Source organism: Streptomyces sp. NPDC002092, from assembly GCF_053593775.1.
Window position 1 is genome coordinate 125,974 of record NZ_JBSFDG010000013.1, and the last position, 12,988, is coordinate 138,961.

9 protein-coding genes and 3 pseudogenes are annotated in these 12,988 nt (G+C 70.5%); 5 read left to right on the forward strand and 7 right to left on the reverse strand.

Going from position 1 to position 12,988, the window contains the following annotated elements:
• Nucleotides 1–132: 132 nt before the first annotated feature.
• Nucleotides 133–1,602 carry a ketol-acid reductoisomerase gene (locus ACWCRD_RS28760; protein ID WP_450968671.1) on the reverse strand — a complete coding sequence of 490 codons (1,470 nt, stop codon included), beginning with the start codon at nt 1,600–1,602 and terminating at the stop codon, nt 133–135.
• Nucleotides 1,603–1,690: 88 nt separating this feature from the next.
• Here ACWCRD_RS28760 and ilvY point away from each other — a divergent pair, with 88 nt between their 5' ends.
• Nucleotides 1,691–2,533 (forward strand): HTH-type transcriptional activator IlvY, encoded by an 843-nt coding sequence (gene ilvY / locus ACWCRD_RS28765; RefSeq protein WP_450968672.1) that lies wholly within the window; start codon nt 1,691–1,693, stop codon nt 2,531–2,533.
• Between the two features lie 15 nt (nt 2,534–2,548).
• Here ilvY and ACWCRD_RS28770 read toward each other — a convergent pair whose 3' ends face one another.
• From ACWCRD_RS28770 to ACWCRD_RS28780, 3 genes are all read right to left on the reverse strand, one after another.
• Nucleotides 2,549–3,505 (reverse strand): pseudouridine-5'-phosphate glycosidase, encoded by a 957-nt coding sequence (locus ACWCRD_RS28770; RefSeq protein WP_450968673.1) that lies wholly within the window; start codon nt 3,503–3,505, stop codon nt 2,549–2,551.
• On the reverse strand, nt 3,502–4,653 hold the full coding sequence (locus ACWCRD_RS28775; RefSeq protein ID WP_450968674.1) for a PfkB family carbohydrate kinase: 1,152 nt from the start codon (nt 4,651–4,653) through the stop codon (nt 3,502–3,504). Before ACWCRD_RS28775 ends, ACWCRD_RS28770 begins: the two co-directional genes overlap by 4 nt.
• Before the next feature lie 75 nt (nt 4,654–4,728).
• Complete coding sequence (locus ACWCRD_RS28780; RefSeq protein ID WP_450968675.1) at nt 4,729–5,184, reverse strand: RpiB/LacA/LacB family sugar-phosphate isomerase; 456 nt, start codon at nt 5,182–5,184, stop codon at nt 4,729–4,731.
• Between the two features lie 219 nt (nt 5,185–5,403).
• On the opposite strand from ACWCRD_RS28780, the pseudogene ACWCRD_RS28785 reads away from it, so the two are divergent.
• Nucleotides 5,404–6,354 (forward strand): annotated as a pseudogene (locus ACWCRD_RS28785) (alcohol dehydrogenase catalytic domain-containing protein); the annotation flags it as partial.
• Nucleotides 6,355–6,433: 79 nt separating this feature from the next.
• A complete protein-coding gene (locus tag ACWCRD_RS28790; RefSeq protein ID WP_450968676.1) occupies nt 6,434–7,669 on the forward strand; it encodes a SpoIIE family protein phosphatase in 1,236 nt (411 codons plus the stop codon).
• Between the two features lie 33 nt (nt 7,670–7,702).
• Here ACWCRD_RS28790 and ACWCRD_RS28795 read toward each other — a convergent pair.
• Nucleotides 7,703–8,361, reverse strand: a pseudogene (locus ACWCRD_RS28795) (IS110 family transposase); the annotation flags it as partial.
• Between the two features lie 817 nt (nt 8,362–9,178).
• On the opposite strand from ACWCRD_RS28795, the pseudogene ACWCRD_RS28800 reads away from it, so the two are divergent.
• Both ACWCRD_RS28800 and ACWCRD_RS28805 read left to right on the forward strand, forming a co-directional pair.
• Nucleotides 9,179–9,596 (forward strand): annotated as a pseudogene (locus ACWCRD_RS28800) (transposase); the annotation flags it as partial.
• Between the two features lie 152 nt (nt 9,597–9,748).
• Nucleotides 9,749–10,567 carry a hypothetical protein gene (locus ACWCRD_RS28805; protein WP_450968677.1) on the forward strand — a complete coding sequence of 273 codons (819 nt, stop codon included), beginning with the start codon at nt 9,749–9,751 and terminating at the stop codon, nt 10,565–10,567.
• Between the two features lie 466 nt (nt 10,568–11,033).
• Here ACWCRD_RS28805 and ACWCRD_RS28810 read toward each other — a convergent pair whose 3' ends face one another.
• Entirely contained in the window at nt 11,034–11,630 is a 597-nt protein-coding gene (locus ACWCRD_RS28810) for a hypothetical protein (protein WP_450968678.1), read from the reverse strand.
• 515 nt (nt 11,631–12,145) lie between these two features.
• Nucleotides 12,146–12,901, reverse strand: coding sequence for an SDR family oxidoreductase (locus ACWCRD_RS28815; RefSeq protein ID WP_450968679.1), 756 nt, complete (start codon nt 12,899–12,901; stop codon nt 12,146–12,148).
• Nucleotides 12,902–12,988: the final 87 nt, after the last annotated feature.

Genomic DNA, 12,988 nt, shown 5'->3' on the forward strand with positions numbered 1-12,988 from the left:
ACGAGTCGGCCGACTGGTTGCTCGGCCACGGCGTGGCGCAGTACGTGGATGCGGCCGGTTCGTGACCCAGGAACGCCACGGGCTGTTCGCGCTGCCAGCCGTGAGGTGGCCGATCACGGTACGGGACGGTGCTCAGGAGACGGAGATGTCCACGGACGGCCGCAGTTTCGCCGCCGCGGCCAGGGCCTCGTGCACGGGGTGGATGTCGAAGGCCGTCAACAGGGCTTCGTCCGCCGGGCGTTCGGCGGCGGGGTAGGCGATCTGCTCGTAGGCCGACTGGAAGCGGGGGCCCCAGCGGCGGGCGCCGAGACGGGCCGTGCGGGAGCAGTTGTCGACCATGTGGGCGACATCGCGGGCGTGCATGTAGGGCAGCAGGGAGTCGACGGCCTCGATGACGGACTCGTTGACGATCTCCGACCAGGGGTGGCCGCGTTCGGCGAACTCGTCGATCTGGGCGGTCATGGTGGCGACGAAGACGCCCGCGGTGAACGGTTCGACCGGCAGATCGCGTTCGCCGCGCCGGGCGTGCACCTCCTCGGCGGCGGACCACATGGGTGAGCCGCCGATCTCGCTCATCGGGCGGCTGCCGAGCCGCCGTTCGGCGAGGATGACGCTGCGCAGTTCGGTGCCGTCGGCGACCTCGTCGTAGATCTCGGCGACGATCTCGCGGGCGGGGCCGTACGTCGCGCTGTACGCGCGGTCGAAGACGTCCCGGCCGGCCGTGTCGAGGCCTTCGCGCACGGCGCGCAGCCCGGTGTGCGAGATGGTGCGGGCGATCGGTCCTGTGATGTTCTCGCAGGTCTTCTCGTACGCGGTGACGGGGTCGTCGCCGTCGAGGCGGGCGCGGGTGTACAGGCTCTCGACGATGCCGTGCACGGCGCCGAGCAGGATGGCGCGTTCTCCGACGATGTCGGAGAGGTACTCGCTGTCCAGCGTGGTGCGGAAGGTGTACGGCGAACCGAGCGCGACCGACCAGCCGAGCGCGAGGTCGGTGGCGCGGCCGTCGGGGTCGGCGTGGACGGCGTAACTGCTGTTGATTCCGGCGCCGTTGATCTCCTCGCCCTGCTGGTAGAGGCGGCGCACGGAGTCGCCCATGCCCTTGGGACACACGGCGATCACCCCGTGTCCGGGCGGGAACTCCCCGCCGGTTTCCCTCAGATGGCCGAGCAGGAAGCCGTGCGAGAGGCCGATGACGGCGCCGGGCTTGAGGGCGGCGAAGATCTGCTGGTGGTGGGCGGCGAGGGCGGCGTCCGCGATCAGGAGGATCAGCAGGTCGCTGTCGGCGGCGACGGCCAGCCAGTCGCCGAGCGTGCCGTTCTCCTCCGTGAAGCCGTGGGCGCGGGCGTCGGCGGCCGACGCGGAGTCCGGCCGCAGTCCGACCGCCACCCGGATGTCCGTGCCGGCGAGCGAGTCGCGCAGGTTGAGGGCCTGGGCGCGGCCCTGCGGGCCCCAGCCGAGCACGCCGATGCGGCGGACGCCGGCGAAGGCCTGCGGCAGCAGCGGGAAGAGGTGCCGGCCGCCGCGCAGGATGGTCTCGGTGCCGCCGGGCACGTCCATCGTTTCGAGGGCGAAGACGCGGGAGGTGTACGTGGTGGAGGTCATGGTCGAGTTGTAGGCTCCGGCAGAGCGTTGCAGCAAGCGCAACATCTGCAGCGGAGTGTTGCGCGAGATGAAAGGGCGAGGTCACGGCGTGCGGGACGACCACCGGGAGTTGCGGCTCTTTCTCCATCTGGCGCAGACGCTTAACTTCGGGCGGACGAGCCTCGACTGCCATGTCAGTCCGGCGACGCTGACGCGCACGGTGCAGCGCCTGGAGACCGATCTCGGGCACCGGCTGTTCGAGCGCGGGCCGCGCGGGGTGTCGCTGACGGCGGAGGGGCACCGCTTCCGTGAATACGCCGTGCAGGCACTGGAGTTGTGGCGCTCCTACCGTGCGGAGCACCCCGACCCGGCCCAGCTCACCGGCCGTCTCGCGATGTTCGCCACGGTGACCGCCTGCCAGGCGCTGCTGCCCGACCTGTTGGTCCCTTTGCGCACCGCCCACCCCCAGGTCCTGCTGGATCTGCGCACCGGGGATGCGGCGGCCGCGCTGGCCCGGCTCGACGAGGGCGAGGTCGACGTGGCCGTGGCGGGCATCCCGGCGCGGCTGCCGGAGGGGCTGGTGAGCCGCACGGTGGCGGTGACCGAACTGGTCCTGGTCACCGCACGGGACCGCCCGGACCCCGGTCTCGACGGCCCGTTCGTCCTGCCCCGCCGCGGGCTGGTCCGCGAGGCCGCCGACCGCTGGTTCCGCGCCCGCGGGACGCGACCGGAGGTGGCCTGCGAACCGGACGGTCACGAGGGGCTGTTGACGCTGGTGGCCCTGGGCTGCGGTACGGGCGTGGTCCCCCGGCTCGTACTGGAGCACAGTGCGGTCCGCGACCGGCTGGCGGTGGTTCCCGCGGATCCGCCGCCGGAGCAGTTCCCGATCGGGCTGTGCGTACGGCGGGCGGATCTGCGGCGGCCGCTGGTGGCGGCCCTGTGGAGCCTGTGAGGTGCGGTCCGGGCCTCAGCGGAGCTTGGCGTACTCGACGGCGATGCGCGCGCCGAGCCGGGCGTTGTTCTTGACCAGCGCGATGTTGGTGCGCAGGCTCTCGCCGCCGGTGAGTTCGACGATGCGGCCGAGGAGGTAGGGGGTGGTGTCCTTGCCGGTGATGCCGGCCTTGTCCATCTCGGCGAGGGCCTGGGCGATGACGCCGTCCATGCGCTCGGCCGGGACCTCCTCGTCCTCGGGCACGGGGTTGGCGATGCTGACGCCTCCGGGGATGCCGAGGTCCCAGCGGGCATGCATCACGGCGGCGATCTCGGCGGGCGAGTCCACGCGCATGGGCGAGGTGAAGCCGCTGCGGCGCGAGTAGAACGCCGGGAACTCGTCGGTGCCGTAGGTCAGGACCGGGACGCCCAGGGTCTCCAGGGTCTCCAACGTCAGGCCGATGTCGAGGATGCTCTTGACGCCCGCGCTGATCACCGCGACGCCCGTCGCGGCCAGCTCGGTCAGGTCGGCGCTGATGTCGAACGTCGTCGGCGCGCCGCGATGCACCCCGCCGATGCCGCCGGTGACGAACGTACGGATGCCGGCGAGGGCGGCCAGCCGCATGGTCGCGGCGACCGTCGTCGCGCCGTGGGTACCGCGCGCGATGACATAGGCGAGATCGCGGACGCTGGCCTTGGTCACGTCCGGTGCGGTCGCGAGGAGCTCCAGGTCCGCCTGGGTCAGCCCGATGTGGGGCCGTCCGTGCAGGACGGCGATCGTCGCGGGGACGGCGCCGCCCTCGCGGATGATCTGCTCGACCTCCACCGCCATCTGCACGTTCTGCGGGTACGGCATGCCGTGGCTGATGATCGTCGACTCCAGCGCCACGACGGGACGCCCGTCGCGCAACGCCTCTCGGACCTCGTCGGTCAGCACGAGACGCGGATGCGGGACGGGGGTCGCGGGAGTCGGGGCGGGGGTGGGCGTGATCATCTCTGGCTCCGCATCGGATCGTTCAGGTCGTTCGGTTCGGTCGGGTCGGTCAGCGCGTCCTCGATCAGACGCGGGGTCAGGTCGGGGCGCACCGTCGCCGGGCTCTGCACCGTCAGGGCCGCGGCCGCGTGCCCGTAGCGGGCGGCGTCCACCGGGTCGCCGCCGGCCAGCAGGGCGTGGACGAACGCGGCGAGCATCGCGTCCCCGGCGCCGGTGACGTCGGCGACCTCGGCGGGCGGGGCGGGCAGGAAGGTCGCCTCCTCGCCCGCGGTGCTCAGCACGCTGCCGCGCGCCCCGAGCCGTACCCACACATGGCGCACCCCGCGCGCGTGCAGCGTGTCGGCGGCGGCCGTCACCTCGGCCTCGCTGTCGCCGACGGGCCGGCCGAGCAGGGCCCGTAGCTCGTCGAGGTTCGGTGTGAGGGCGAAGACCGCACGGCGGGCGGTGAGCAGGGGCGCGAGCAGGGCCGCCTTGGGGGCGCTGACCGGGTCGATCACCACCGGTACGGCGGCGAGCTGCGCGACGTCCATCGCGTGGGCCAGCACCTCTGCGGGCAGATTGCCGTCCAGGACCAGCATGTCCGCGTGGGCGATCAGCTCGCGGGCCGGGTGCAGGTCCTCGGGCGCCAGCGCCTCGGTGGCCGCCATGTCGGCGACCGCCACGACGAGGTCCCCGTCGGCGTCGAGGACCGCCGTGTATGTCCCTGTCGGGTGGGCGCTGCGGTGCACGTGGTCGAGGCGTACCCCGGCCGCCGCGGTCTCGGCGAGGAGCCGTTCGCCCGCCGCGTCCCGGCCCACGGCGGCGACCAGATGGGTCGGGGTGCCCAGCCGCGCCAGGTTCTCCGCGATGTTGCGGCCCACGCCGCCCGCGGTGGTGCCGGCCCGCCCCGGGTTGCTGGTGCGCTGCCGTACCGGGGCGAGGCTGCGTACCTTCACGTCGACGTTGGCCCCGCCGACGACCACGACGGCGTTCTCCTCGCGGAGGATGTAGCCGCGGCCGAGGATGGCGCCCTTCTTGCCCAGGTTGGACAGGTGCACGTTCACCGCGGCCCGGGTGCTGCCGAGGGCGTCGGCGATCGCCTGCGGCCCGGCCAGCGGGTCGCGGCGCAGCAGCGCGATGATCTCGCGCTCCCGCTGGGTCAACATCATGCTGACAAAGTTAAAGCGCCTTTATTGAAGTAAGCAAGAGGTGATCGTCGAGGTCTTGAGCGGCGGCATGCGTCCTCAGCCGGCGGTCCTGCCGGCATCGAGGCGTGCCACGCGCTCCACGTTCTCCCGGTCCTCGGCGTCCTGGCTGGGCTGCGCCGCGAACCAGGCGTCGAGGATCTCCTTGAGCAGTGGCTCGGAGGTCAGGCGCAGGCTGAGCGCCAGCACGTTGGCGTCGTTCCAGCGGCGGGCGCCGTCCGCCGAGTACGCGTCGGTGCACAGGGCGGCCCGCACTCCGGGCACCTTGTTGGCGGCGATGGACGCGCCGGTGCCGGTCCAGCAGCAGACGACCGCCTGGTCGGCGGTTCCCTCGGCGACCTCGCGGGCCGCGGCCTCGGAGCAGGCGGCCCACTGGGGGTCGTCCCCGGGGCTCAGCGCCCCATGGGGCACGACCTCGTGGCCGCGCCTGTCCAGTTCCGCGACGAGCGAGCGCGCCACGGGTTCGTCCATGTCCGAGGAAACCGAGATCTTCATGCGCGGCTTCGTCCTCCCCAGGTCAGCGGCCTGGAGCCGCTCGATGACATCAATTTTGGACATCAGTTTCGTCGGCTCGCATGAGCGACCCGACCCCGTCCAACGCCTCACGCTGCGCCTGGAGGGCGGCATGAGTGCAGACCGACATCGTCGTGTCGAAGTGGCTGTGGCCCAAGATAGCCTGGGTCTCGTGGGGCTTCGCGCCGGTGTCAGCCAGACGTCGACAACGCCATCGCTGCGGGCTACCTCACCGGCATGCTGCCGCACGAGTACCCGCTGGTCCTCGGCCGTGACGCCGCCGGCGTCGTGGAAGCCGTCGGCGCCGGCGTCGAGCACGTCAAGCCCGGCGACGAGGTGTTCGGCCACGTGCTGCTCGCCCCGCCGGTGCAGGCCGGCACCCTCGCCGAGTACGCCGTCCTGCCCGCGGCCGCGGTCGCGGGCAAACCCGCCGCCCTCTCGTTCGTACAGGCCGCCGCACTGCCGCTGGCCGGCGCGTCCGCCGTGCAGGCCGTCGACGCCATCGACCCGCAGCCGGGACAGACCGTCCTGGTCAACGGCGCGTCCGGCGGCATCCGCTCCTACGCCGTGCAGCTGCTCGCCGCCCGCGGGGTGACCGTCATCGCCACCGGCACCGACACCGACCGGCTCACCGGCCCCGGCGCCACCGCGGTCGTCGACCGGACCGCCGGACCCGTCGCCGAACAGGTCCTCGCCGCGCACCCCGGCGGCGTCGACGCCCCCGTCAACCTGTTCGACCACACCATCGACGACGTCCCGCTCGCCGCCGTGCGTCGCGGCGGCAAGGTGGCAACCCTCACTCAGGCCCCCGAACACCGACGCAGGCACTGCCGCCGGGGTCACCGTCACCCCGATCGTGACCACGGCCGTCCGCGAGGTCACCGAACCGCTCGCCGAGCAGGCCGCCAACGGTGCCCTGAAGGCCGATGTCGGCTCGGTCATCACCCTCGACGAAGCCCTCGACTGGTCAACGGAGAATTGCCGGATCAGTGCCGTCGCCCTGGCTGCCGCTTCGGGCGATCTCTATGCGTTGGCGGCACTACAGGGAACTTCTCGCCCCAGAAGGCTTGCCGACGCCTCATGCGATGCGGCACGACACCGGCTGCGGGGTGCCTTCTGGGACCCGGCCGGGGGGCGGTGCCGGGTGAATGAAGGCGAACGAGCCCGAGCACTGGACCGGCCGTAGATTGGAAGTCCAGGCAGTCGCGCTCGCGGCCACGGAGAGCGCGTAATGACAGCGGACATCGATTTCACGGCGTTCTTCGACGCCACACCAAGCCCGTACCTGGTGCTGGATGCGGACCTGGTGATCCGCTACGTCAACCCGGCCTGCCTGCGGACTGCCGGCCGGACCAAGCACGAGTTGATCGGGAAGTACTTCTTCGACGCCCTGCCGGAAAATCCCGGCTTCGACGACGATGCGGAACGGAATCTGAAAGCCACCCTGCACCGGCTTCTGGACACCGGTAAGCCGGAAACCGCGGTGCTCCAGCGGTACGACCTTCCCGCCCCCGATCAGCAGGACGGGTTCGAGGAGCGATGGTGGTCAGTGGTCCACACCCCGCTGTCCGCCCCGGACGGCAGAGTGAAGTGGATCATCCAGCAGATAGAGGACGTGACGCCCTTCGTCCACTCACCCCGGGCACGTCAGCTCAGCGAGGAGTCGCCCGAACGAACGGAGGGCATGGCAGCCGAGCTGTACTCACGGGCCCGCGAGCTGCACCGGCTGAACCAGGAACTGCGCCAGGCCCACGCCCGTGAACAGCAGGTCGCCATCACCCTGCAGGAAGCCATGCTCTCCGTCCCCGACCTGGACCGGCACAGCAACATCGCCGTGCGCTACCTGCCCGCGACCGCGTCACTGAACGTGTGCGGCGACTGGTACGACATCGTCGACCTGCCACCCGACCGCTACGCCGTGGCGGTCGGAGACGTCGTCGGCCACGGACTGCACGCCGCAGCCGTCATGGGCATGCTCCGCAGCGCCCTGAGCGCCGTCATCCGCGCCATCCCCAGCCCCGCCGAGGCCCTGGAGATCCTCGGCCTCTATGCCCGCTCCGTGGACGGCGCCATGGCCGCCACCGCGGTCAAGGTACTCATCGACACCCGCAGCAGGCTGATCATCTACAGCAACGCCGGGCACCCACCGCCGATCCTGCTCCACACCGACGGGATCTGCGACCTGCTGGACCAGGCCACCGACCCGCCACTCGGCACGCGCGAGCACCATGTCCCCCGCCCCCAGGCCGGCCTCCCCTACGGGCCGGGAGACACCCTCGTGCTGTACACCGACGGCCTCATCGAACGCCGCGACGAGGACATCGACGCCGGCTTGGAACGCCTGACCACTGCCCTGGCCCAGGACCGAACCCTCGCCCCTGAACCGCTGGCCGACGCACTGCTGACCCGGCTCGACGTCGCCGGGGGTGTCTCTGACGACATCGCTCTCGTCATCATCCGCCTATGACCTTGCGCGACTTCTGGATAGAGCCCGGAGATAGTGTAGGGCGATCACCCCCTTCGCGAGGCGGGCCACCAGAGCCGCGGCCAGCTTCTCGCCTGGCAGGGCGGTTTGCTGGGCCTGAGCCGCTTCGACCGCCGCCTGAGCCAGCTCGGCGGCGCCCCTGACCTTGCGGTTCTTCAGCCAGGTCGCGATGCGCTTGATTCCCGTGCGACGGATCGCCGCCGGCGTCTGATAGCCGGTCAACAGCATGACCGGCCCCTGGTTGGTCAGGGTCAGCGCCCGTTCGAGCGCGGGGAAGATCTCAGCAACTGTGCCCGGAGCCTGTTGATCTGACGGGTGCGGTCGCAGATCAGGTCGGTCCGGCGGGTGATGAGGAGCCGAAGGTCTACGGCCGCCTCGTCACCGGGCCGCAGGACGCCGAGGGTCACGGCGCATCCAGGCTTGGTCAGCGATGACGTGCGTCTTTGGCGTCCGTCTTGCCCTGGCCTCGGTAGGCAGCGGAAGCGTGGTGCACTGCCAGGCCGGGAAGGTAGACCATCGGCTGGTTGTGGTCGAGCAGCAGACCGATGACCAGGGCAGCGGCGCCGCGGTTGATGTCGACCGCCCACAGCACGTCGCCGTTCACCTGCCGCGTCGATCACCACGCAGTGGTGGTGTTCCTTCCCGATGTCTAACTCGGCCCAGATCTCGGGCACGGTCACCGCCGCCTGGTCGTCGTCACCGTTCGCCCTGCAGACGACCTCGCCGGCACTGCCCTACGAAGCGATCAAGTCGCCTATCCCAATCAGCGGTCGAGTCGTCGCGGGCTCCGGGCGGCCAGGTTTCTGGAGCCATCCGACGGCGACAGGCACTCACCTTGTCGTTTAACATGGCGGGCCAGTTAGCGCCCGGTCCGAGGGCCTGGCGTTGGCCAACTTCCCAGCGCGGAGGCGAGCCGGCCCTGGAGTGCGGCATCTTGCACTTCGATGGCGAGGCGATACGCAATGGGCCCGATCTGCCAGCCGGCGTGATGGTCGAAGTGCGGATGGGGTCCAGCGACATTGTGCGCGAGCTTGCCAACCAGCTCAGCGAGTCGGAAGAGTAGCTGTTGCGCGAGTCGGTCCTCGCTGCCCAGACTGCTTCGGCGGACGCTGTCGAACAACTCGCGGCCACGACTCCATTGCGTCTGGTCGGCGGCCATCTCCAGGGCGGCTTCAATCTCTGGAGTCCTGCCCAGACTCAGCGAAGCTGCCTCAAGGACGTGGCCAGCCCATGTCACTGGGTGTTGCTGCCGTTCGAACAGGGACCGTCCCCATTGGTGGATGTCGTTCGCTCGCTCGCTGCTCATCGCACGATCATGACAACGCGGAAGGTCGGGAACAACGGCGTTTGCAGCAGTTCGCCTTCGGTTCAAGCCGACTCGAACGGGACTCGAACTTGATCGATGTTTCGCAGTCCAGCGGACGCGTATGGGGCTTCGGCTGATCCTTTGCTCCGTCACAGAGGCAGAGGAACAGTGCGAAGGCCGTGGTCATGAGTCTGGTGCATCAGAGCGTCTTACGGGATGCGTTCGCGGGAGTCACACTTCCGGTCGGAGCTGTACGCGTGTCTGACCGCGCGAGGCGACGCGTTGTTCGAGTTGCGCGACGCGCTGCTGTGCACGGACGGGCCGGTGCGGACGCTGGTCGATCTCGCGCTCACGCCTGAACACCGCCGTGGTCACGGAGCTCTGTACGGCGGGCTCAACCAGGGGCAGATCGATGTCGCACGGCTGCGTCGTGCCCTGGTCGGGGTGCCGCTGCCGAGGGCGGCAGATGGTCGGCTGGTCCTGGCGGTGGACGTATCGCCGTGGCTGAGACCAGACGCCAACTCATGTGCTGACCGGGCCTTTTGCCACACGTTCGGTCGGGGCGAGGGCAAACACCAGATGGTGCCCGGCTGGCCTTATGCAGGAACGTGCTCGGGCTGCATGGACTGTCCCCTCCCTGGAAAAACCGTCCCTCGCATTGTGACGTCCTCTCCGGGGAGGGAACCAGCGGCCCCGCGCGTACGTCTCCGCCCGCGACCGGGCCGAAGGAAGTAGACCGGGCCGAAGGAGTATCTGTGCAGCCGGGCGACGAGACCGAACCACTCGATGTCGACTTCGACCGCTTCCAACTGGCGGGGACGATAAGGGGGCAGGCTGTCGTCCGCGTGCGCCTGCGCCCCACCGACCGTGAGAGCCGCACGGTGCTGCGGCTGCGTCGCTTCCTCTCCCACCTGGTGGCGGTCCGCTGCCGCGACCTGGACGCTGAAGGCTCGCCGCTGGGCCCGGCGTTCGAGGCGACGGCCCTGCCGGACGACAATCCGCGCCAGTCGGACTACCTGTTGGCGTTGCCAGCGGGAGCGGCGGTCCGCGAGTACCGCCTGGAGTGGGCGCTCGACCCGGCGGACGATCCGAGGATCGGCGCCAAGGGCGACGAGATGCTCCTGTTCCGCGTGCACCTCGTAGGGAGCGAGGCGGACGGTCCGGAGAAGCTCAGGGAGCAGAAGCAGATCCTCATCTCCTGGTCCGACGCGGACGCCGTCCTCCACGGCACGTGGACACAGCCTGGCCGCGCCCCCGAGCCGCTACGGCAGGCGCTGGCCGAGCTGTTGCGCGCGCGGGAGCAGCCCGCGTCCGCCTGCCGGGACTGCCGTCGGATGGCCGAGCTCGACCGACTGCTGCTGGAGGACGCGGTCTGGGCGTGCCAGGACGGGCCGGAGTTGGAGGAGGTGCGCAGGCTGCTCATGCTGCGGGATCTGGAGCCGGACTCCGACATCCCCGGTTACGACACCTACCGGGGGCACCCTGAGCATCCCTCTCACGCCCACCCGGACATCGCCGCACAGTTGGCCGCCGCCCGCGCACGGCATGACGCGCGCCTGCTCACCTACGCATGACCTGCGGACGAGGACGATCCGGCCGCGGGCGCCGGCTTAGACGACAAGCCGACGTAGCAAGGGCGAAGAGCGATGCGTACACAGTCCTGAGAGCCCTGTACGCATGCCGGCAGCGTGACAGAACCTTGCGCGCCCCACGACGCAAACGGGCGCCCGAGGGACCCGGGAGCGGACCCCACAGCGACGCGGTCGCGTTCACCTGCCGGCTGCCGAAGGCGTCAGGTGCCCGCGCGCTGCGCGCCGCAGGGCGATGCGGGCGTTTCATCAGCCTGGAGGCCGGTCTGGGCCTCGCGGTCATAGGTGTTCGCGGGCCCAGGTGGTGAACCGGCCGGCGAGGACGGTTCCGATGGCGGTGGCGGTACCACGGACCGGACCGGTGAGCGCGGTGCGTGACAGGTGACGCGGCAGCCGGTTCCGGAGTCCACCCGGCCTTGCCTGCTGGTGGCGATGACCGACGGCGCGCGCGTCACCGTTCTTCCGCTCCGCGCCGGTCCGACTGCTCGATCCGGTCGTCAAATGGCAGATCGGGCAGCGGGCGGGCGTCTTCGCGCTCGACGGCCGCCTGGTGGAGGCACAGCACGCCGTAGCCGCCGATCTGTTCGGGCTCCCGACCGGTGAAGTGGGCGAGCACGGTGCCGTCGGGTGCTCGTAGGGTGCGGCGAGTGCCCGACTCGCGGTCGTCGCCCGTTCCCGACTCCCACCTCTCGGCGGTGACGGTGATGCGCGACCAGCGGACCGCGCGCATCGAGTCGCGGCCGGCGATCACGAAGCCGTCCTCGAAGCAGTAGAGGTGCGTCATCGGGCCGCCCTCGCGTCGCTCGAACCGGGGCAAGCAGGTGAGGCCGCCCAGGACCAGGCCCATGACCAGCCCCAGGGCCGTGATCAGACCGTCGGGCCAGCCAGGAACACCGCGGACCAGCTCGTAGCCCGCCGACCCTACGAAGAACACGCCCAGCATCACGAAGAACCCGTCGCCGGCCGTGGATCCCGGGACCGCGAGTCTGCGGTACCCGCCCAGCCCTTCGGCCGCCCCCATCGCCAGCGCCGCCTCGCGTTTGCTCACGCAGCCCTCCCCGCACCGGTGCCCGCACCCACGGCCCCGCCGTGGGGTCCCGCCTCCTCCAGGGAGACGCTGCGGAGCCCGTCCGGGTTCCTCGGCGAAGCAGCGCACGGGCTTCCCGCGTGAGCCGCTCAACTGCCCACCCGACAACTTCGTCTGACCCACACGCGGCACACACCGCTAACCACCCACCGACCCAAAGTCACCGGTATTGCGCCTAGATGCGCGAGCCCCGCGTGCCCGTGGTCGACGGGCGGCACGGGGGGCTGCGGGCTTCACACCGTAGGCCCCGGAGCGACGAATCGGCACAGAACGACAGCTCCACACGGTCATCGGAGTGGGGGTGGGGGGTTGAGGAACATCGGAACGAAAACCGGCGCTAAGCCTCCGTCGGTCCTGGTGGGCGGCTGACGGTTCATCGGTTGCCGGGCCTGTCTGAAGTCGTCCCACGGATAACGGCGCGGATCTCGGCACGGCTCACGGCGGCCTGGCGGGGTGGACGTGTACGGGGGAGGGAATCAGGTGGGTGCTCCGCCGCTGACGAGCAGTTGCTGTCCGCTGATCCAGCGGGCCAGCTTGCCGGTAAAGAACTCGACCGCGTCCGCGACGTCGTCGACCGTTCCCATGCGTGAGCCGAGCGGGCTGGCGTTCTGCACGAGCGAGCGGAGCTCAGTGTCGTCGTTGCCTGCGCTGAAATAGCCTGCACCGTCGGTCGCGGTCGGGATCACGGCGTTGACCGTGACGCCTCGTTCGCCGATCTCCTGGGCGAGTATCCCGACCAGGAAGCTCGGAGGCAGCTTGCTCGACGTGTAGAGACCGAAGCCCGGTTGTGGCCGGAGTGTAGAACTGGATCCGATGTAGACGATCGAGCCGCCGCTGTCGACCATGCCTCCCGCTTTTTGCAGCGTGAAGAACGCGCCTTTGGCGTTGACGCTGAACATGCGGTCGTACTCGGCTTCGGTGACATCCAGCACCGGACCGAGGCCCTCGTCGAGGCCGGCGTTCGCCACGACGATGTCAAGGCCGCCGAACCGGCTGCGCGCCGTGTCGAGGAGCGCCTCGATCTCGTCCGGCTTCGACACGTCCGCGCGGACGTCGATGGCGCGGGAGCCCGCGGCCTCGATCTCGGCCACCGTTGCGGCGGCCCCCGATGTGTCTCGCGAGTAGTTGACCACGACGCTTGCGCTGAGCCGTCCCAGCCGAACGGCGACGGCCCGGCCGATACCCCGGCTGGCACCGGTGACGACCGCTACCTTTCCCGACAGGTCTGTCATCTTTAGCTCCTTCTCTGTGTTCTGCAGCTGTTGGATGGGACCGGCACCGGACGTGTTGCCGGTGGTGTGGTGCCGGCCGCCGGGATG